Here is a 21,033-nt window from a genome sequence, read left to right on the forward strand (position 1 = left end):
CGCATGAGGGGAGGTCATAGCGGGCGGAGGGAGTGATTCCGTCAGGGGTGGGCGATAGGTGTCACTTTTCGGTCAGTTCATGTCGCGTTACGCTCTGTCATCGACTGGCGCATACGGCTCGGTGGGAGTCGTCCTGGGCCCTGTGGTGCGGCGGGCTGGGACATGTGTCATTCATCCGGAAGTTGCCATGATCTAGCGAAAAATTTTCTGATCTAGAGCGAAAACAGTGAAAGAAACGACTGAAAGTGTGCTTTGAGCTTTGACTGCTGATCGGTCGTTCAGTGAGGGTCGTTTACATGCCCGTCACAGAACGAGCCGCCACCGGCGGCCCGCTGCGCATGCGCGACTTCCGACGTCTGCTCGCCGGCGCCGCCGTAGGACAGCTCGGCGCCCAGGTCACCCTGGTGGCGCTGCCCCTCGTCGCCGTACTCGAGCTCGATGCCCCCGCCTTCTCCGTCGGGTTGCTCACCGCCGTCGAGACCGCGGCGTTCCTGCTCATCGGGCTGCCGGCCGGAGCCTGGGTCGACCGGATGCGCAAGAAGCCGCTGATGATCCGCGCCGACGCGGTTCGGGCGGTGGCCATGGCGAGTATCCCACTGGCCGCGGTCGCCGACGTGCTGACGATGGGACAGCTCTACGCTGTCGCCTTCGTCACCGGCGTCGCGACGGTGTTCTTCGACGTCGCCCACCAGAGCTACCTGCCCCAACTGCTGCCGAGGGAACAGTTGGTGGCCGGCAACGGGGCGCTGGAGACGGTGCGTTCCTCCGCGCAGGTCGCGGGCCCGGGCCTCGGCGGCGGACTCGTGCAACTCCTCGGGGCGCACCTCGCCATCGTGGCCGACGCGATCGGCTACGCGATCTCCGCCCTGTTCCTCGCCGCCGTCAGACGACCGGAGAGCCGGCCGGAACCCCCGCCCGGGGCCTCACTGGGCAAGGACGTGGGAGAAGGACTGCGCTTCGTGTTCGGCCACCCGCTGCTCCGGGTGATCGCGGTCACCACGGCTCTGGCCAACTTCTTCACCGCGGTCCTGATGGCCACGCAGACGGTCTTCCTGGTCCGTGTCCTCGGACTGCAGCCGGGCGCGATCGGCCTGGTGCTGTCCGCAGCCGCCGTGGGCGGACTCGCCGGCGCCCTCGGCGCGGGCGCCCTGGCCGCCAGGTTCGGCACGGCCCGGATCATCTGGCTGTCCGCCCTGGCCACCGGCCCGTTCGCGTTGCTGTGGCCGTTGTCCGGGCGCGGAGCCGGAGCGGCCCTGTTCGCCCTCGGCACCGCAGTGGTCTTCTTCGGGGCCGTCGTCTACAACGTCGCCCAAGTCAGCTTCCGCCAGGCGGTGTGCCCTCCGCGACTGCTCGGCCGCATGAACGCCACCCTGCGCTTCCTGATGTGGGGCACCCTGCCCCTCGGCGCGCTCGTCGGAGGTGGCCTCGCCGAGTCCTTCGGCCCCAGGGCGGCGCTGCTCTGCTGCGCGGCCGGCTTCCTCGTCGTGCCGCTGCCGCTGCTGTGCTCCCCCCTGCGGCGCATGCGCGACCTGCCGGTCGCCCCCGACCACGGCGGGGACGCCGCCACCACCGACCGGTCCGAACCGGCGCCGGCGGGCTGACTCCGGGACTCCGGTCGCCGCGGCCGCAACCCGCCGCCGCAGCCACCGGCACGGACGAGTGCCCGGCAATGAAGAGAGGATCACGTGCTCAGCATCACGAACCAGTACCTGGAACGCTACCGGCGACTCACCTCCGGTGACGCGGACCCGGGACTGTTGCCCGTCACGGGTGCGCAGCGTCGCTTCGTGCTGGTGCGTTCCATGGACCCGGCCGGTCGGCCCGACCTCGTGCCGATGTTCTTCGCGTTCCCGCAGGGAACGGTGGACCCCGCGCGCCTCGGGGCGGCCGCCCACCGCCTCGCCGCACTGCACCCCGTACTGCGCGCGCGGCCCAAGGTGCTGCGCGGCACGCCCGTCCTCCACCTCGGGAAACCAGAGGTCCCCGTGACCCGGCTGTCCCTGGCGCCCGGCGAGGACGCGGCCACCGGACTGCGCAAGGTGCTGGCCGAGTGGTCCGTGCAGGGCCCACCGATGCGGATGTTCCTCACGGACGGCCGGGCGCGGGCCGGAGACGGTGAGGAGGTCCTCGCCATCGTGCTCGACCACATCGCCTGCGACGGCCAGTCGCTCGGCCGGGTCGTCGAAGAGCTCGCAGCCACCCATGCCGAACGGCCCGCCCCCGCGCGGGAGGAACCGGCGGACACCGCGGCGGAACTCGCCGCGTACCGGGAGGCGGTCCTGCTCCAACTCGAGGCGGAACAGCGAGCCTGCTCGGCCGGAGCCATGGCGTACTGGGGCGACCGGCTCCGTGCCGTTCGCGAACGGGCACCCGCGCCGCGTTCCGGGCGCGCCGCCCCGCTCACCGCGCGGACGCTGCCGAGCGGTGCGGCCGTGACGAGGCTGCCCGCGCCGTCCGCCGGCGTCCCCTTCCCCGGCCTGCTGGACGCCTGTCGCGCCGCGGCCCGCGTACTGTACGGGCCCGAACACGTGGTGCCGCTCGGCTATCCGTGGGGCGGCCGACCACCCTCCGCCGCGCCCGTGCTCGGCTGCTTCCTCAACACGGTGGTGTTCCCCGCGGCCACGGGGGAGGCCCCCTCCGCGGCCGACGCCACGGCCGGAGCCTGGTGGGACGACCTCGACCGGGCGGACACGCCCTTCGACGCCGTCGTGCACGCCGCGCGTGCGGCCGGATCGGGCTGGACGGGCAAGCTCGACGGCATGCTGACCGTCGATGACGCGGCGCGCCGGCCGCCGCTGCGTCTCGGCGGCGTCGAAGGGCGGGAGATCCACATCGACGGACGCCCGGTGCGCGGCCCCTTCACCGTGTCCGCCACCCACGGGGCCGAGCTACACCTGCGCATGGTGTGGGACAAGGCCGTGCTCCGGGACGACATCGCCGAAGCGGCCTTCGCGGCGCTCGTGGACGCGCTGCGGCACACGTCGCCGAAGGACGTTTGATAGCCGCCTTCGCACAGCGACACGCCCACCACACAGTCCTCCGGAGTCGTCACCACCCTCCGGACGCACACGGCCGGACAGCGCCGCGCGACCCGCGGACGGCCTGCGCACCACGGCCGGGCACCACCGTGTCCGGCCGATCGACCACCACCCCGCCAACCTCAGGGACCGCCCATGCTTTCCCTCTCCTCCTCGCAGGAGATCGTCTGGCTGCACGAACAGGTGCAACCGGGCAGCCGTGCCTACAACTTCACGGCTTCCCTCGACCTGTGGGGCACGCTCGACGTCGTCGCGCTGCGCCGCGGACTCGCCGCCGCGCTCGACCGGCACCCCGGTCTGCGGCTCGAACTCGTCCCCGTCCCGGGCGCGATGCCCGGGCAGCGGGTCGTCGAGGCCTGCGCACCCCGGTTGCACACGGTCGACCTGAGCGGGGAGGCGGACCCGGAAGCCGCGTACGACGACCTCCTGCGCTCCGAGGCAGAGACGCCGCTGGACACCTGTGAAGCTCCCCTGCTGCGATGGACGTTGGTCCGGCTGGCCGATGACCGGCACCGCCTCGTCCACGTCGAGCACCATCTGATCCACGACGGCCACTCCTTCGCGATCCTGCTGCACGACGTCTTCGCCGTGTACCGCGCCCACGTCCTCGGCGAGCCCGTCCTCCAGCTCCCGGCGCCCTCCTACGCCGACCACGTGAGGGCGCAGTTCGAGGGAGCCCGGGACGAGGACAAGCGCGCGGGCCTGGACTTCTGGACGACCGAACTGCGCGACCTCTCCCACGACATGCCGCTGCCGGGACTGACCCGGCCCGGAGCCCGGCGCAGGCACCACGGCGCACAACTGCGCCAGTCCATCGGCGCGGACCTGACACAGCGGCTCCGCGAGCACGCCAGGACACGCGGTGTGACGCCGTTCTCCACCCTCCTCGGCCTCTTCGCCGAGCTGCTGCGCCGTCACAGCGGCCGTACCCAGATGGTCGTCGGCACCGCGGTCGGCAACCGGCCCCGCGGCTTCGAGGACGCCGTGGGCATGTTCGTCAACACCATCCCGCTGCCGCTTCGGGTGGACCCCTCGGCGCCGGCACAGGAGCTGATGGACGAGGTGACCGACACCCTCTTCCGCGCCCTGCCGCACCAAGAGGTGCCGGTCCAGGAGCTGACCCGAGCACTGGGCATGCACACCTCGGGTGCCGACAACCCGCTGTTCAGCGTCATGTTCAGCGCCCATGACGCCGAGCTGCCCGAGATCGAGGTGCCCGGTCTGGAGATCACCCTGTTCGAAGGGTTCAACACCGGTACCACGCGGTTCGACCTCGACGTGGTGCTGTTGCCGGACGACCGCCGCGGCGTCGGCCCCCGGCACGGTGCCCCCGGCATGACGCTGGTGTGGGACTACGACGCCGACCTGTTCGGTCGGGACGTCGCCGAGCTGATCGCGACCAGGTTCCTGGAGCTGCTGCGGGCCTACCTCGACGCCCCCGGCTCCGTCCTCGCGGACCTGGCCCTGCCGAAGCCGCCGCCCTCCGCGCCGGATCCGGTGCGGGCTCCGGGACCCGACCCGCTCGATCCCTCGGCCGTCCACGACCCCGCCCTGCCCGCACTCCTCGTGGGGGCACGCCGGATCACCTACGGCGACCTCGATGCCCAGGTGTCCTCGCTCGCGCGGCGGATGCTCGACGCGGGCGTGACGAGCGGCAGCCCGGTCGCCGCCGTCCTGCCCCGTGGCGTCGACTCGGTGGTGACGCTGCTCGCCTGTCTGCGGACCGGCTCGGTGTACTGCCCGCTGTCGCCGTCCGACCCACCGGCGCGGCTCGAGCTGCTGCTGAACCGTCTCGCCCCGGCATTGGTCCTGACGTCGTCGGCCGTCCCCGTCACGCTGCCGGAAGGGCTGCCCACGGCCACGGTCGACAGCCCGGAACTGCCGCGGGCCCGCGAGGCAGTGGCCGTGCCCGGGGCCGCGTACGTCATCCACACCTCCGGATCGACGGGCGTGCCCAAGCCGGTCGTCGTCGCCCGCGCGGCCCTGGAGAACCACCTGACGGGAATCGCCGGGCGGTTCCGGCTGGCCGTGGGCGACCGGGTGCTGCTGTTCGCGCAGCCGTCGTTCGACGTGGCGCTCGAAGAGGTCCTGCCCTCCCTGTACGCAGGGGCCTGCCTCGTCGTTCCCGGGATCGAGGTCCCGACCGGCGCTGAGCTGGTCGAGATGCTGGCCGCCGCCAGGGTCACCGTCGCCAACCTGCCCACCAGCTACTTCCTCGCCACCCGTGAGGAGATGCAGCCGGCGCTGCGCGACGGAAGCTGGGCGCCACGGCTGCTCGTGCTCGGCGGCGAACGCCTCCCGGTCGACGTGATGCGCACGTTCCTCGACGACGCGACGCGCGGCGAGGGCAGTGATGTCACCGTGCTCAACGTCTACGGCGTCACGGAAGCCGCCGTCAGCACCACCGTCCACGAGATCACCCGGGACGGTCTCGACGGCTCCGCGGAGATTCCGCTCGGCACCGAGCTTCCGGGCGAACGGGTGTACGTCCTCGACGCCCACCTGCGGCCCCTTCCCGTCGGGGCGGTCGGCGAGCTGGCCATCGCCGGCGCCGGACTCGCCGACGGGTACCTCGGCAATCCGGAGGCGACGGGCGCCCGGTTCGTCCGCGTCGACGCCCTGCGCGGCGAGAGGGTCTACCTCACCGGAGACCTCGGCTACCGGGGGCGCGACGGCCAGCTGCACTTCCTCGGCCGCCGTGACAACCAGGTCAAGCTCCGCGGCTACCGGATCGAGTTGGAAGAAGTGGAAGCCGCGGCCTCGGCAGCCCTCGGCGGGCGGTCGTGCGCAGTCGTCCTGGACCGCGAGGCCGACGGCGGACCCCGGCTCGTCGGCTTCCTGGAGAGGGACGCACCCGAGCCCCTGGACGAGCGTGCGCTGCACGCCGAGTTGAGCCGAAGGCTCCCGAGCGCCCTCGTACCAGCGCGTTGGACGATGCTGGACTCCATGCCCACCCTCCCCGGGGGCAAGCCGGACCGCGCGGCACTCGAACGGACGGTGGCCGAACGGGCGCCGGAAACCCCCGTGGAAGAGGCCGGGGACCCGTCGCCCGAGGCACTCCCCGCGGACCCGATGACGGAGCTGCTCGCGGAAGGCTGGCGCACGGTCCTCGGCCACGACCGCTTCGACGCGGCCTCCCACTTCTTCCGCAGCGGCGGCCACTCGCTGCTCGCAGCCCGGCTCGCCGCCTGGCTGGAGCCGCACCTCGGCGTCCGCCCCCCGCTGCGCCTCTTCTTCCAGAACCCGGTGCTGGGCGACCAGTCCGGCGCACTCGCGGCCGTCGGCACGGCCACCGGTACCGCCACCCTCCTTCCGACGGAGTCGTGATGACCCTGCACCCGACCACACCCGCCACCGACACGGCCACCCGCGACACCGCGCCCAGCGTCGCCCGCGGTGCAGCCGTCACGACGGAGACCGCCGTGCTCGGCCGCTTCGAGGAGTGGGTGCGCCGCTCGCCGCAAGCCCCCGCGGTCATCGACGGGAGCAACCGCTGGACCTACGGGCACATCGACGCCGCCGCGGACGATGTCGCCCGCGCGCTGCGCGGACGCGTCCGGTCCGGCGACCTCGTCGGCGTCTGCCTCGACCGCTCGGCCGCCCTCGTGGTCACCGACGTCGCCCTCGCCAGGATCGGGGCCGTGTACCTCCCCCTCGGTCCACGGCCCGGCGAACGGCGCACCGAGGCGGTCACCGAAGACCTCGACGTCGTGTGTCTGATCGGCGAGCCTGCCGTGCTGCCTCCCCGCTACCGCACCACCGAACGGCTGGAGCTGGCGCTCCCGGGGGAGGGAGCCAACGCGTCCGGCCCGGTCGTCGCCGCGTTCGCCGCGCCCCGGCCGGGTGCCCGCCCGGCGCCGGGTGAGGCGTTCTACGCCGTCCTCACCTCCGGATCCACCGGGCGGCCCAAGGCGGTCGCCGTCTCCGAGCCCGCACTGGGCGGGCTGCTCGACTGGTACCGGAACGAGACCTCTCTCGCCCCGGGCGACCGCCAGTCCCTGCTGATCGGCGTGGCCTTCGACCCCCACCTGCTGGAGCTGTGGGCCGGGCTGACGTCCGGCGCGGCCCTCGTGCCCGCACCGGACGAGGTCCGTTGGGATCCCGCGGTGCTCACCGGGTGGTGGCGCGACGCCGCCGTGACGGTGGGCGTGGCGGCCACCCCCATGGTCGAGCCGCTACTCGACCGGCCGTGGACGGAGGGTCTGGCACTGCGCCACCTGGTCGTCGGCGGGGACCGGATGCGGCGGCGACCCGCCCCGGACGTCACCGCGACGATCCACAACGCCTACGGTCCCGCCGAGGCCACGGTCGTCACCACCAGCTACGCGATGCGCAGCGGCAGCGGCGGCGACGACGCGGGAGGCGGAGCGGGGGAGCGGTCGGCGCCACCGATCGGCAGGCCCGTGCCCGGCGCGACCGTCGTGGTCACGAGCAGGGACGGCCGTCCCGTCGCACGGGGCGAGGAGGGCGAACTCCGCGTCGGCGGCAGCTGCCTCTCCCTCGGCTACCTCGATCCGGAACTGACCGCCCGGCGCTTCACCGCCCCGCCCGCGGGCCTGGAGATCCCGGGCGTGGACCGGCTGTACCGCACCGGTGACCGGGTGCGGATGCTGGACGACGGAAACCTCGAGTTCCTCGGCCGCATGGACGACCAGGTGAAGATCAGCGGGGTGCGGATCGAGCCCGCCGAGGTGGAGACTGCGTTCGAGAAGGACGCGGCGGTCCACAGCGCCGTCGTCACCGCGCCGCGCACCCCCGACGGGCACGTAAGGCTCGTCGCGTACGTACGGCCGGTCGACGGTACCGCTCCCACGGAGGCGTCCCTCCTGGCCTCGGTACGGCCGTGGCTTCCCGAGCAGGCCGTCCCCGCTTCGGTACGGATCGTCGACGCCTTCCCGCTGGACGCCAACGGCAAGGTGGACCGCGCTGACCTGACCCGACGGGCGGAGGCCCCCGAGGCCACCGGGGTACGGCACGCCGAACCCGGGGACGGCGACACCGAGGGCGAACGGCTCGTACTCCGCGCCGTGCGCGACCTGCTCGCCCGGCCGCACACCAGGCTCACGGAGAACTTCACCGACGCCGGGGGCACGTCGATCGTCGCCGCCCGGCTGCTGACCGCCATCGAGCGGGAGAGCGGCGTCCGGCTCCGCGCCCCCGAACTATTGCGGCAGCCGGACCTGCGGTCCCTCGCCGCGCTCGTCGACCGGCGCCGCGGAGCCCTCCACGTCGCGGGAGCCTGAGATGACCCATCCCGACCCGTACGTCCACGACCACCATGAGGACGCGCCCGTGCCCTTCGAACGCACCGTGCCAGTCCGCGGCACCGCCGACCCGGTAGCGGGCGTGCCGACCCTCGTCGCACGGCACGCCGAACGGACCCCGCACGCGCTCGCCGTGACCGACGGCGACACCACCCTCACCTACGCCCAACTCGTCGGCGCCGCCCGTGCCCTCGCCTGCCGGCTGCACGCGCACGGCGTCCGCAGGGGCGACGCGGTCGGCCTGCTGATGCCGCGCTGCGCCCGCACGATCGTCACCCAGCTCGCTCTGTGGTGGGCCGGTGCCGTCTGCGTACCGCTCGATCCGGCGCATCCCGGTCCGCGCACCGAGGCGATGGCGGGTGACGCCGGAGTCGTCCTGATCGTCGGGGACGCCAAGCTGCTGGAGTCCGCGGCCCTCACGGGACCGGCGCTCCCCCTGACCGAGGATCTCCCGACGGCCGGCGCGCACGAACCGGACGACCTTCCGGCGGCCGAACTCGCCCCGGCCGCCATGGCGTTCATCATGTTCACCTCCGGATCCACCGGGCGACCCAAGGGCGTAGCCGTTCCGCACCGCGCGATCGCCGAGCTCGTCACCGATCCCGACTACCTCACGCTGACGCCCCGCGACCGGCTGCTGTTCCACTCACCGATGACGTTCGACGCCTCGACGTTCGAGGTGTGGGCCGCCCTCGCCAACGGTGCCGCCGTCGTGGTGTGCACCGTGCCCCGGCCCTCGTTCGAGGACCTCGCCCGGCACGTGGAACGCCACGGCGTCACCGTCGCCTTCCTCACCACCGCGCTCTTCCACCAGCTGGCCGTGCGACGCTCCCGGGTGTTCTCGGTGCTGCGGACGGTCGTCGTGGGCGGTGAGGCACTGGCCGCACAACGGGCGCGTGAGGTCCTGCGCGCCTTTCCCTGGCTCGAACTCGTCAATGCCTACGGTCCGACGGAGGCGACCACCTTCGCCACAGCCCACCGCGTCGCGGAATCCGACTGCGAGGGACAGGTACCGATCGGCCGCCCCATCGCGGGCGCGACGGTGCACGTGCTGGACGCCTCCGGGGCTCCGGTCGCGGACGGCGAGCGCGGAGAGCTGTGGATCGGGGGCAGCCGCCTCGCCCACGGCTACGCCGGGCAGCCCGAGTTGACGGCCGAGCGCTTCACGGACCGGCCCGGACGGGGGAGGCTGTACCGCACCGGGGACCTCGTCTCCGTGCGCCCCGACGGCACCCTGGACTTCCACGGCCGCACCGACGACCAGGTGAAGGTCCGCGGCTTCCGCATCGAGCCGGGGGAGATCGAGCACGCCCTGCGCGAACTGGGCGACGTGGACGACGCGGCCGTGACCGTGCACCGCCCCGCTCCGGACGACGCCCGACTGGTCGCCTTCGTGGTCGCTGCCCCGGGGCCCGTGCCGAGGCCCACGACCCTGCGGGAACGGCTCGCCGCCGTCCTGCCCGCGCACCTCGTCCCGGACGACGTGACCGTGGTCGATCACCTGCCGCTCACACCCTCGGGGAAGGTGGACCGCCGCGCCCTCGTCCAACTCGTCGACACCGGCGGAGGGACGGCGTGCGAAGCGCCGATGACGCCCCTGGAGCAGGCCGTCGCCGACCTGTGGGGCCGCTCCCTCGGCACCGAAGTCACCAGGCCGGACGCGGACTTCATCGCACTGGGCGGACACTCCCTGCTCGCCCTCGTGGTCACCGACGACCTCCGCGAGGAACTGGGCGTGGAGCTCTCGCTCGCCGACTTCTTCGCCGCACCCACGGTCGCGGAGCAGGCCCGTCTCGTCGAGCGTGCCCTCCTCACCGCGCACGGCGAGCTGCATCCCGAAGCCGCGGAGGACACCGATGGCCGCTGACACGCCCGACGCCCTGCTCCTCCAGGAGCAACTCCTCCGCCGTGCACGCGATCGAGCCGCCGGCAGATCCACCCGGCCCAGCGGGGCAGCGGGGCAGGATCCCGACCGACCGGGCCCCGCGCCGCTCACCCACGCACAGCGCCGCATGTGGCTGATGGACCGGCTCGGCCGTACCGACGCCTCCTACAACGTTCCCTTCGCCACCCGGCTGCGCGGCCGCCTCGACGTCGATGCGCTCGGTGCCGCGCTGACCGCGCTGGTACGCCGGCACCAGATCCTGCGCACCCGGTACGGACAGCGGGACGGCGAACCGTACCAGGAGGTCATGCGTGCCCCCGACCGCATCGACGTGCCCGTCGTCGACGTGGGAGGAGGCGCCGCCCCCGCCCTGCTGGACGCCGAGGCGGGCCGCCCCTTCGACCTGGCATCGGGGCCGGTGCCCCGCGCCCTGGTCCTGCGGCACGGGCCGGAAGACCACACCGTCCTGCTGACCTTCCATCACATAGCGGTCGACGGGCCGTCACTGGAGGTCGTCGCGGAGGAACTGGCCTTCCTATACGCCGGGATGGCCAATGGGATCGGAACCTCGCTTCCCGAACGAGCGCCGCAGTACGCCGAGTTCTCACACCGGGAGCACGCTGCGGCAGCGGACTTCGGGGCGGGTCTCGACCACTGGGCCGAACGGCTGCGCGGAGTCCGCCCGTTGCGCCTCCCCGGACCGGTGGGGCCGTCGGACGCGCCGGGAACGGCGTCCGCCGGCCTGCACACCACACCTCTCGACCCGCACGTGATCCCCGCGCTGCGCGAGTTGGGCAGGCGGCACCGGGCCACCCTGTTCACCGTGGCGCTCGCCGCGGCCTTCGCGTCCCTGCACCGCTGCACCGGCGACGAGGACCTGGTCGTGGGCATCGCGAGCACCCATCGCCGGGGCAGTGCCATGCGCCGACTCGTCGGCTTGTGCGTCAACACCCTCCCGGTGCGCGTGGACCTGTCCGGCGATCCGTCCTTCGCCGTGCTCCTGGACCGTGTGCGGGAAGCGCTGCTTCAGGCGCAGGAGCACCGTGACGTCCCCTTCGACCTCATCCTGGAGCGGCTCGGCGCCACCGCGCGCGGCGCCGACGGCACCGGACTGGTGCGGGTGACGTCCGACGTGCTCGGCCGGCCCACCACGCTCGCCCTCCCGGGCCTGGTTGCGGCACCGGTGGAAGCAGGCGGTGCAGGAGCCAAGTTCGACCTCTCGTTCGGTCTCGTGGACACCGACCGCCCGGCCGGGTTGGTCCAGTACCACCGCGCCGCGGTGGACGGGGCGGCGGCCGCCGACCTCGGCCGCGACCACGCGGCGCTGCTCGCCGCGGTGGCCGCGGATCCCGGGCTCACGCTGTCCCGGCTGCCCGGTGCGCGGGCGGTCCCGGACGAGTCGTCGGGACACCCCGCCGAAACGGTCCTCCAAGGCCACCCCCAGGTCGACGGTGCCGTCGTCGTCGCACCGGCCGGTGGCCCCCCGCTCGCCTACGCGGTGCTGCGCGGTATCGGCGGCCCCACCCCCGCCGAGCTGCGTTCCTTTCTGCGGGCTGCACTGGCACCCGAGCACCTCCCGAGCGCTGTCGTCCTGCTCGATGCCGTGCCTCGGTCCGTCGACGGCGCGGTCGACACCGCGCGACTGCCGGGGGTGCCGTCGGCTGCCGATCCCGAAGGCCCCCGCGCCCGGGCCGTGCACGACGGGTTCACCGCACTGCTGGGCCGCACACCGGGGCCGGACGACGACTTCTTCGCCCTCGGCGGCCACTCGCTGACCGCCGTACAGCTCGCCGAACGACTCCGCACGGTCCTCACGTTGCCGCTGACCGGACTCGATGTCATGCAGGCCCGGACCCCTCGGGCGCTGACCGCGTTGCTGGACGCGCGTGCGGAGGAACGGGCGTCCGCCGCACCCGCGCGGTCCTCGCGTCCGCGGCGCCGTCGCGAGGGCACCGTCCTCGTCACCGGGGGGACCGGGGGCGTCGGTGCGTTCGTCCTGCGCGAACTGGCCGCCCGGGAACGCCCGGTGCTGGCGCTCGCCCGTCCGGAGTCCGCGCACCTCGTCGCCGGCTCGGGCGTGGACGTCGTCGAGGGCGACCTCCAGGACCTCGACGGTCTGCGCACGGCCGTGGAGGGCGCCGACGCGGTGGTCCACGCGGCATGCACCTTCACCCGACCCGAGGTCGACGTGGCGGCGATGCGGGCCATGGTGGACGCCTGGCGGCGCGGCCCCTTCGTGTTCGTCAGCAGCGTCGACGCCTACGGCCGCCCCGCTGCGCGCCGGGTCGCGGAGGAATCACCCCCGTGCGAGCCGCTCAGCGACTACGGTCGCGGCAAACTCGACTGCGAGGCACTACTGTTGCGCGCGGCCGGTACCGAGGGGCGCGGTGGCGCCAGCGCGGTGCGCTCACCCATCGTCTGGGGCCCGCACGACCGGTTGCGGGACCAACTCCGTTGGGGTGCGACCGGCTTGCTCTACCAGGAGGCCGCCCGGAGCCGGCCGATCGCCCTCCCGCGCACGGGTGCCGGTGGCCATGCGTGGTACGGCGTGCCCTGGGTACACGCCGCGGCGCTCGCACGGGCGGTGACCGCCTGTCTGGACACCCCTCTGCACGGTGTCGCCAACGCCGTGAGCGGACACGTCGCCTGGCAGGACCTCACCGCTGACCTGGCCGCCCTGCTCGGCAGCACGAGCGAGATCCGCCTGGTGGACGAGTTCCACCCGGACCTGGACCACCGCTGGCACTACGACGCGGTCCGGCTCGCCCCTGCCCTGCGTGAACGGCGGGGCGAGGACCGCAGGTCGGTGCTGGCGGAGATGATCGATCCCTCCGGCGGATGAGCCGCACGGGCCGCTGAACGAGCCCGTGGTGGCAAAGGGCCAAGTGCAGCACGGCGCGAAGCGGCGCAGCGCCCGGTGGCTTCCCCCGTCACCGGCGCTGCGCCGTCGTGCCCCCCGTTACCCGCCCTACGTCCCCCACGCCGGGCGGGTGGCCGTCGTCAGCCCGGGACGCCGCCGCCGTCGTACCGCGGCGTCCACGGGCTCGGGTACGGTCCCCGGCCGGTGCCGCACGGCAGGAGCGGGGCCGCGGGGCGGCGCCACGCGACGTCCGGGCACGTGCCGCTCGACGCCCCGACGATCGCGCCGTGATGGCCGGACCGGTCGGCCCGCCGCAACCACACCCCCGGCTCGTGGGATCCGTCGTGCACGTCCCGGCCGTGCCACGGGTTCGAGGCTCCGACCCCTTGTCCGACCTTGTTGCACGCCGACGTGGTGTGCCGGTCGGCGGGTGCGCCGCCTTGGCGGGCCCCGGGGAGGAGCAGGGCGGGCACCGACATCAGGACGGCCAGCGCCCCCCGGTGCATGATTCGAGCCACCTTGCCACCTCTTTTCCCCATCGGGCGGGCGCCACGGGGCGCCCCGGTGATCTGATGACACCGGTCGGTACCCGCTGACCGTATCCGTCGCTCCTGCGTTCCGCGGCGGCTCCCACGTCCCAGAAGCTAGCGAGATCCACGGCAGGGCAGTACCGCCAGTTCGGGCGGGTTGCGGGCAGCCCGGCGCACGAACCATGAGGAGGCACGGGTGAGGAGCGGCTCGGGCCTGCAGCGTGCACAGGCGTTCCTGGTCCTCGCCACGATGCTCTACCGCGGCAGCCACCTCATGGTCGGCTTCCTCGCCGTCGTCCAGCACCAGCGCGGCCGTCCCGTCTCCTGGGCGTTGCTGGCCGCGGCCGTGACCTCCAGTGTCCTCGTGTACGGGAGGGCCCGGGTCCGGGGGTGGTTCGACCCTCGCCTGGTCGCCGCCGACGTGCTCCTCACGGGGGGTGCGCTGCCGTTCCTGGCGTACGCCTGGGCCGGGAACCGCGACGCGCCGTCGATCGCCTGGGCCATGCTCCTCGGAGGGTCCGCGAGCGGCGTGGCCGCCGTGACGTTCCGCCGGTGGACGGCGATCTGTACGGTGCTGCTGATCGCCACGATCCACGTCGCCGGCTACCGGATGGTACACGCGGACATGGCCGTGATCGCCGGCCACACCAACGCCGTGGTGTCCTCAGCGGTGTTGACGTCGGTCTTCTGGTGGTACCTGCGCAAGCAGGGGAGCACGCTCGACGCGGCCACCGAGCACGCGGTGAACGCGGAGGCGCAGCGCGCCCGGTACGCGGAGCGGATCGCCCACCACCGTGCCCTGCACGACACGGTCCTGGCGACCCTGACCACCATCGCCGGCGGCGGTGTCGACGCCAACTCCGAGCAGGTGCGCCGACGTTGCGGACGAGAGGCAGCGTACCTGCGGCGACTGATCCAGCAGACGTCCGACGGGGAGAGCAATCCGGAGGTCGGTGCGGCGCTGGAGTGCGCCGTACGGGCCGCCGAGGACCTGGACCTCAAGGTCACCGCCCAGTACCACGACCTGCCGACCGTGCCGACCGACGTCGCCACGGCCTTCGGTGACGCCGTCACCGAGGCGCTGAACAACGTCCTGCGGCATGCCGGAACCGGACACGCGTATCTCACCGCGACCGGCCACGACGGCCACCTCGCGGTGACCGTCGTCGACCGCGGCGCAGGTTTCGACCCGTCCCGCACCCGCGACGGCGGATTGGGGCTGCGGCGCTCCGTCCACGCCCGGATGCGCGACATAGGAGGATCCGCCGCCATCGACAGCGCACCCGGTGAAGGTACCTGCGTCGAACTGCGTTGGCCCGGATGATCACGGTCGCGGTGGTCGACGACGATCGCATGCTGCTCGACGGACTGCGTTCCTGGCTGGCCGGAGTGAGCCGGATCCAGCTCGTGGCGGCGGTGACCACCGTCGACGACCTGCTCCCCGGGGCGCCTTCGGGCCCGGACGGTCCGCTGCGGGGGAGCGCGCTGCGTCCCGCGGACGTGGTGCTCCTCGACCTGCTGCTCAAGGACGGCTCGCGTCCCGACGACAACATCCGCCGGCTGCGTGCCGCCGGCAGCCGCGTACTGGTCATCAGCACCGTGGCGGACCGCGCCCGCATCGTCTCCGCCGTGAGCGCGGGCGCGGACGGCTACCTGACCAAGGACCACGACCTGGAGTCCCTGGTCCGTGCACTGGAGGAGGTAGCCGCCGGGGGCACCGCGCACTCCCCGGAACTCGCCTTCGCCTGGGCCCACGACACCGGCCCCGACCGCCCCCGGCTGTCCCCGAAGGAGCTCGAGGTGCTGCTCGGCTACGCCTCGGGCCTCACCCTGAAGACCACGGCGCGGCGCGCCGGCATCAGCCCCCACACGGCCAAGTACTACCTCGACCGCGTGAAGGACAAGTACCGGCAGGCAGGCCGACCCGCCTACACGAAGATCGACCTCGCCCAGCGGGTGCGTGAGGACGGGCTCGGTGCCGACGGCTGACCCCACGCGGGGCGGTACCCACCGCGTTGCTCCGCGTCCCGCCACGGGGGCACTCGGCGACGGACCCCTGCACGGTCAGGCCCGCCGTGCCGGACCGTCGGTCGGTCGAGGACGCGGGCGGGGCGCCGTCCGGGCGGTCCGACTGGTACGGAGCCCCCGGCTGACCGTGGCGCGATCCGGATGCCGGTCACGGCACGTTCTTCAGCACGGCGGCCAGCTGGGCACGCGAGCGGACGTCCAGCTTCTGGTAGATCCGGGTGAGCCGGGCCTCCACCGTCTTCACGCTCAAGTAGAGCCTGGCCGCTGCTTCCTGGTTGCTCGCCCCCTGCCCGACCATGTGGGCGAGGTGCAACTCCGCCTCCGTGAGGGAGGACAGCATGCCGCCCCGGGTCGGGTCCGGCTCGGCCGAGCCCGCCGGGGTTTCCGTCGCCAGCGCCAGCCAGGGGGTCGCGCCCGCCCGTTCGAACACCGTCGCCGCGGCCTGCAGCGCATTCTGCGCGGCGGAGCGTCGCCGGCGGCGACGCTCCACGCGGGCGAGGGCCACCAGGGCCCGCCCGCGCTCCAGCGGCAGACCCGCCTCCCCGAAGCGCTCCGCGGTCGCGGTCAGCAACGCGGCCGCCTCGTCCGGCTTGCCGCTCGCCGCCAGGTGCATGGCACGGGCACGGTCGCAGCCGAGCAGTACCGTCGTACGCCCGAGGCGTTCGGCGACCGGCCGGACGTCCGCGAGTAGCGCGGCCGCGTCCTCCAGAGCGTCGTTCGCCAACAGCGCCTCCGCCAGCTCCTCGTGCCAGCGCAGCATGGAGGGGTCGACGGCCGCCTGCGCGCGTTCGCCGGCCTGCACCCGCCGCAACGTCTCCAGGGCGTTCGTCACGTCACCGGTGATCAGCTGGACCCGGCCCAGCGCGTACAGACTGCGGGACAGGAAGACGTGGTCGCCTTCCTCCTCCGAGGCCTGGGCGCTGCGCCTGGCGTAGCTGGCCGCACGGCTGAAACTGCCGCCCGCGGTCTCCGCGAGCGCCAGTGCGAACCACGCGGGCCCCGGTGACAGCCCCGCCTCCAGGGTCAGCGCGAGCGACCGTCCGGCGTGTGCGAGCGCCGCTGCGCACTGCCCCCGCCGGGTCTCGACCTCGGCGAGGGTGCGGAACAGTTCGATGGCGTCCTCCACCGTTCCTCGCCGCTCGACCAACGGCAGCAGTGCGTTCAGCTCGTCCCGTGCCTCGGTGAGGCGGTCGTCGAACAGGGCGTGTCGGATCGTCAGGATCTGGGCGGTGTTGCGGATGCCCGAGGGGCGCTCGACGACCTCGAGGGCCCTTGCCCGGGCGAGTACCTGCTCCGCGTCGGGTGAGCCCAGGACGCGTTCCATGCGGGCCTGGACGGTGAGGGCCCGGGCCGCCGTCCGGGGGTCCCCCACGGAAGCGGCGAGCGCGGCGGATTCCACGGCGGCCGCCCGGGAGCGTACGGGGTCGCCGTCGGCGAGCACGTACTTGATCGCGAGCCGCAGCTGCACGGCCGCCCGAAGGGCCGTGTCACCCTCGGAGTCCTCCATGGCGTGCACGTAGATCTCGTCGAGATCCGTCAGCCCCTGTCCGGCCGTGTCCAGTACCGCGAGGCGGACGCGAACCCGGTCCGGTGGGGCGGCGTCCCGCGCCAGGAGGTCCGTCGCCGCCCGCATCGCGAGATCGGCCCGGGCGGCGCGGGCGGCCTCCTCCGCGGCGTCGACGAGTCTGGCGATCCGCCGCTCGCCGTTCCGTCCGGGCGTCGACTCGGCCGCGAGCAGGGCGAGTTCGGTGGCGAGAGCACTGTTCCCGCGGCGCCGTGCGGCGTCGGCGGCAGCGGCGACCTCGGCCGCCAGGTCCTCATCGGGGATGTCGGTGGCCAGCGCACGGTGCCGCACCTCGGCCACCGGATCGTCCACGACCCGCGCGAGCGCCGCGTGCCCCTCGCTGCGCTCGGTCCAGCAGGCATCGTGCACCAGCGTGGACGGGAGGACACCCGCGGTGAAGGCCACCGTGCCGTCCTCGGTGAGGGAGACCAGCCCGGCCCGTTCGGCGGCGGCCAGATCGGCCTCGGCCGTGGGACGCCCGGCGCGGCGGATCAGCGAGGCCGTCGGCCGCAGGGCGAGGGCCGCAAGCAGCAGGGTTCCGCGCACCGCGGGCGAGACGACGCCGAGCAGTTGACGGGACAGGTCGCGGGCCCGCCCCGACAGGGACAGCGACTCGGCGTGGTGCACCGGGGTACGTGCGTCCGCGAGGGACCGGCCGACGGCGAGCGCGAGCCGTGGGTTGCCGCCGCTGGCCCGGTGGATGCGCCCGGCCATCCGGGACGGCAGCCGGTGGTGGATGAGGAGTTCGGCGATCTCGTCGGCGTGCAGCGGCGGCACGAGGAGGACGTCGGCCTCGGACGGGACCCACAGGGGCTCCGGGTCGCCCCCGGGTGTGTCGTTGCCGGGGGAGTGGGGGCCGTACGCCTCCGGGGTCTCCACGGCGATCACCCGTAGCGCGGCCGGAGCCAGGTGCAGTGCGAACCGCAGCAGGTCGGCGCTGTCGGGGTCCATCCGCTGTACGCCGTCGACGACGAGGAGGACGGGCGCGCGCGCGGCGAGGGCGCGGAGGATCTGCGCCAGCGCCAGCCGCAGGGCGATGGGATCCCAGCCTTCTTCGGGCACCGGTGCTTCGCGGCACAGCATCGCGACGGCGCTGCGCTGCGGTCCGGGCAGCGCCTCGAGGATGTCGTTGGCGTAGGGCTTCGGGGACCTGTCGTGCGGTCCGCCCCCGGGCCAGGACACGGACGCGGACACCGAGGCCACCAGCGCGGCGGCGGTGGCACCGGGGATCGTCCGGTCGGTGGGCAGCGTGGCCAGCCAGAGCACGGTCTCGCCGCGGGCCTCGGCGCGAGCCGCGGCGGCCAGCGCGACTTCGGACTTCCCGACCCCCGCGGGGCCGGTGAGCAGGGCGCGCCCCCGGGTCTGCAGGACCCGGTCCAGGCGGTCGAGGAGCTCCGCCCGGCCGACGGGCGCAGGACGGTACACCGCGGACGTCACGTACCCACCACCACCTTCCGGCGTGCGCGGGCCCCCTGCCCGTTCGAGCAGAGGATACGAAGCCAGTCGCCGGAGTCCAGGCCCGGTGTCCGACATGCGGACAGTGCCGGACCGCGACGACGGCGGGGCACGCTCGCGGCATATGCCTGCGAACGTGCCCCTGACCAGCGATGATGCAGTTGTGGCAGCTGTCTCAGAAGGTGAGACCCCAGCTGTCGATGTAGCCGGTGTCACCCCATGCCACGTCGCGGACCCGCAGCTTCCACGTACCGTTGGCGACCTCGCTGGACGCGTCGACCGTGTACGTCGCCAGGACGTTCGCGGCGCTGTCCGATCCGGAGGACGACTTCAGGTTGCGCACCGTCCCGTCCGGGGCGATCAGGTCGATGACCAGGTCGCCGCGCCAGGTGTGCTTGATGTCCACGTTCACCTTGAGGGCGGCGGGAGCGTTGCCCGTCACGCCCGTGACGGTGATGGGCGACGTCACGGTGGTGTTGTCGCCGATCGCGACATCCGTCCCGTTGGTGAACGTCGTACCACCGGAGGAGCTTCCGGTGACGGCGCTCACGGTCTTCGCCGCGTCGGCGATGCCGGTGCCGCAGCCGCCCGAGCAGGTGCCCGGCAGCGGACGGGCGTTCGCCTTGATGGCGGACTCGATGTCGGCCGGCGTGAGGGACGGCTTGGCCGCCTTCAGCAGGGCGGCCAGGCCGGCGATGTGCGGCGCTGCCATCGAAGTGCCCTGGTAGGGCTTGTAGTTCTCCGTCGACTGGATGGTGGTGCCGGAGTTCAGCGTCGACAGGATGCCGTTCTCGGGCGTCGTGACGGTACCCGGCGTGTCGGTGGCGCGACGGGTCTCACCACCGGGGGCGGCGACGTCGACGATGCTGCCGTAGTTCGAGTAGAAGGAGCGGTTGCCCTCGCGGCTGGTGGACGCCACGTTGATGATGTTGGCGCAGTTCGCGGGCGTGAAGCCGGAGGCGTTGGCATTGCTGTTGCCCGCGGCGACGACGACCGTGGTGCCGCGCGAGACGGCGCCGTTGATCGCCTTCTGGTAGACGCTCGGGCAGGTGGAGCTCGCGCCGCCGAGGCTCATGTTGATGACCTTCGCCGGCGTCGGGTTCGCCGGGACGCCCGGGACGCTGCCGCCGGAGGCCCAGGTGATGGCGTCGGCGATGTCCGCGGAGGAACCGCCGCACTTGCCCAGGACGCGCACCGGCTGGATCTTGGCGTTGTAGGCGATGCCCGCGATGCCCTTGCCGTTGTTCGCGCTCGCGGCGATGGTGCCGGCGACGTGCGTACCGTGCCAGGAGGAGTCGCTCGCCTTGGAACCGAGGCCGCACTCGCCGTCGGTGGCGTTCCAGTCGCCCTCGTCCTTGGGGTTGCTGTCGCGGCCGTTGCCGTCACGGGCGTCCGCGGCGGTGGAGATGAAGTCGTAGCCGGACACCACGTTGGCGCCGACGTCCGAGTGGGTGGCGTAGCCGGTGTCGATCACGGCCACGGTGACGCCGCTGCCCGTGGTCTTGTCCCAGGCGCCCGGCACGTTCATGCCGCCGGTGGCCTCGAACAGGTCCCACTGCTCGGAGTACTCGGTGTCGTTCGGTGTGACGGACATGGGGTACGCCCGGATGTCGGGCTCCACGGAAGCCACCGACGGGTCGGCGCGGAAGGCGGCCATGACCTCGCCGAGCTCCTGCTTCGTGGCCTTGCCGCCCAGGTCCACCAGGGCGGATCCGCCCGCGAGCCGGCGCTCGAACTTCAGGTTCTCGCCGGTCGTCGAGCCCTTGGCCTTCGCGTCGCTCGCGGCGGCGCTGTTGGAACCGGCCTCGGCCGTCTTGGACTTGTAGGTGACGATAACCTTCTCGACCGGGGCGGTCGGGGTGGTGGCCATCGACTGCGAGGCCGGAGCGGGCTTCGGCGAAGGGGCCCCCGGGGCGGCGGCGAATGCCGCGGAGGCGGTGGCGGCGACACCGAGGATCGTGGCGCTGGTCGCCACGACGGATATGAGTCTCCGTCCGGAACCGTTCAAGATGTTCCCTTTCCACTGATGCGGAGGGCGCGGACGGGCGGCGCACGGGAACCGTGGTGCGCTGTGGGGGGACGCTCCAGGGCTCCCCGGGCGGGGTTGCCCTTGCGCCGCCTCGCCGACGCGACGGCCCGCGGTCAAGGGCCGTCTCCAGCGGGCGCACGCCCTACATGCACCTGACAGCTGCATGGGGGACGGGATCCGCCGGTGCGGCAGACAGTAGGGAACGGCGGGGTGAACCCGATACGGGGAAAACCCTTGTCGCTCCCCGCAGGAGCACATGGGGACGCCCGCCCGGCGCGCCGCCTTGCCCAGAGCCTGACCTGCGGGGACGGTCTCCTGCTGCGCCCTTTCCCGTCCGTCGGGGGAGAATGGGGGCACAGACCGAGGGGTGGGCCAAGGGG

Annotated in this window: 11 protein-coding genes; 8 read left to right on the forward strand and 3 right to left on the reverse strand. The window is 73.4% G+C overall.

Features of this window, described 5'->3' with window-relative positions; genetic code table 11:
* Positions 1-296: 296 nt before the first annotated feature.
* The 6 genes from ACFXOM_RS20555 (at position 297) to ACFXOM_RS20580 (ending at position 13,029) form a co-directional block, all read left to right on the forward strand.
* Entirely contained in the window at positions 297-1,601 is a 1,305-nt protein-coding gene (locus ACFXOM_RS20555; protein WP_384930489.1) for an MFS transporter, read from the forward strand.
* An 84-nt stretch (positions 1,602-1,685) separates the two neighbouring features.
* The gene (locus ACFXOM_RS20560) at positions 1,686-2,999 is read left to right on the forward strand and encodes a non-ribosomal peptide synthetase (RefSeq protein WP_384930486.1); all 1,314 of its coding nucleotides are present in this window, start codon (positions 1,686-1,688) and stop codon (positions 2,997-2,999) included.
* A 174-nt stretch (positions 3,000-3,173) separates the two neighbouring features.
* Positions 3,174-6,365 carry an amino acid adenylation domain-containing protein gene (locus tag ACFXOM_RS20565; RefSeq protein WP_385038664.1) on the forward strand — a complete coding sequence of 1,064 codons (3,192 nt, stop codon included), beginning with the start codon at positions 3,174-3,176 and terminating at the stop codon, positions 6,363-6,365.
* Complete coding sequence (locus tag ACFXOM_RS20570) at positions 6,365-8,281, forward strand: non-ribosomal peptide synthetase (RefSeq protein WP_385038666.1); 1,917 nt, start codon at positions 6,365-6,367, stop codon at positions 8,279-8,281. The genes ACFXOM_RS20565 and ACFXOM_RS20570 overlap by 1 nt, the downstream gene beginning before the upstream one ends.
* A 1-nt stretch (position 8,282) precedes the next feature.
* Positions 8,283-10,169: an amino acid adenylation domain-containing protein gene (locus ACFXOM_RS20575; protein ID WP_385038669.1), complete on the forward strand. Its 1,887-nt coding sequence runs from the start codon at positions 8,283-8,285 to the stop codon at positions 10,167-10,169.
* Positions 10,159-13,029 (forward strand): condensation domain-containing protein, encoded by a 2,871-nt coding sequence (locus tag ACFXOM_RS20580; protein ID WP_385038672.1) that lies wholly within the window; start codon positions 10,159-10,161, stop codon positions 13,027-13,029. The genes ACFXOM_RS20575 and ACFXOM_RS20580 overlap by 11 nt, the downstream gene beginning before the upstream one ends.
* Before the next feature lie 158 nt (positions 13,030-13,187).
* On the opposite strand, the gene ACFXOM_RS20585 is transcribed toward ACFXOM_RS20580, so the two are convergent.
* Positions 13,188-13,565: a hypothetical protein gene (locus ACFXOM_RS20585; RefSeq protein WP_384930474.1), complete on the reverse strand. Its 378-nt coding sequence runs from the start codon at positions 13,563-13,565 to the stop codon at positions 13,188-13,190.
* Positions 13,566-13,773: 208 nt separating this feature from the next.
* On the opposite strand from ACFXOM_RS20585, the gene ACFXOM_RS20590 reads away from it, so the two are divergent.
* On the forward strand, positions 13,774-14,901 hold the full coding sequence (locus tag ACFXOM_RS20590) for a sensor histidine kinase (protein ID WP_385038675.1): 1,128 nt from the start codon (positions 13,774-13,776) through the stop codon (positions 14,899-14,901).
* Positions 14,898-15,566, forward strand: a complete 669-nt coding sequence (locus tag ACFXOM_RS20595; RefSeq protein WP_384930467.1) for a response regulator — start codon at positions 14,898-14,900, stop codon at positions 15,564-15,566. Before ACFXOM_RS20590 ends, ACFXOM_RS20595 begins: the two co-directional genes overlap by 4 nt.
* Before the next feature lie 187 nt (positions 15,567-15,753).
* Here ACFXOM_RS20595 and ACFXOM_RS20600 read toward each other — a convergent pair whose 3' ends face one another.
* Both ACFXOM_RS20600 and ACFXOM_RS20605 read right to left on the reverse strand, forming a co-directional pair.
* On the reverse strand, positions 15,754-18,606 hold the full coding sequence (locus ACFXOM_RS20600) for an AAA family ATPase (protein ID WP_384930464.1): 2,853 nt from the start codon (positions 18,604-18,606) through the stop codon (positions 15,754-15,756).
* 193 nt (positions 18,607-18,799) lie between these two features.
* Positions 18,800-20,599, reverse strand: a complete 1,800-nt coding sequence (locus tag ACFXOM_RS20605) for a S8 family serine peptidase (protein ID WP_384948007.1) — start codon at positions 20,597-20,599, stop codon at positions 18,800-18,802.
* Positions 20,600-21,033 lie beyond the last annotated feature (434 nt).

Origin of the sequence: Streptomyces sp. NPDC059169 (genome assembly GCF_042755225.1) — a bacterium.
In the GTDB taxonomy this organism is placed as follows: Bacteria; Actinomycetota; Actinomycetes; order Streptomycetales; family Streptomycetaceae; genus Streptomyces.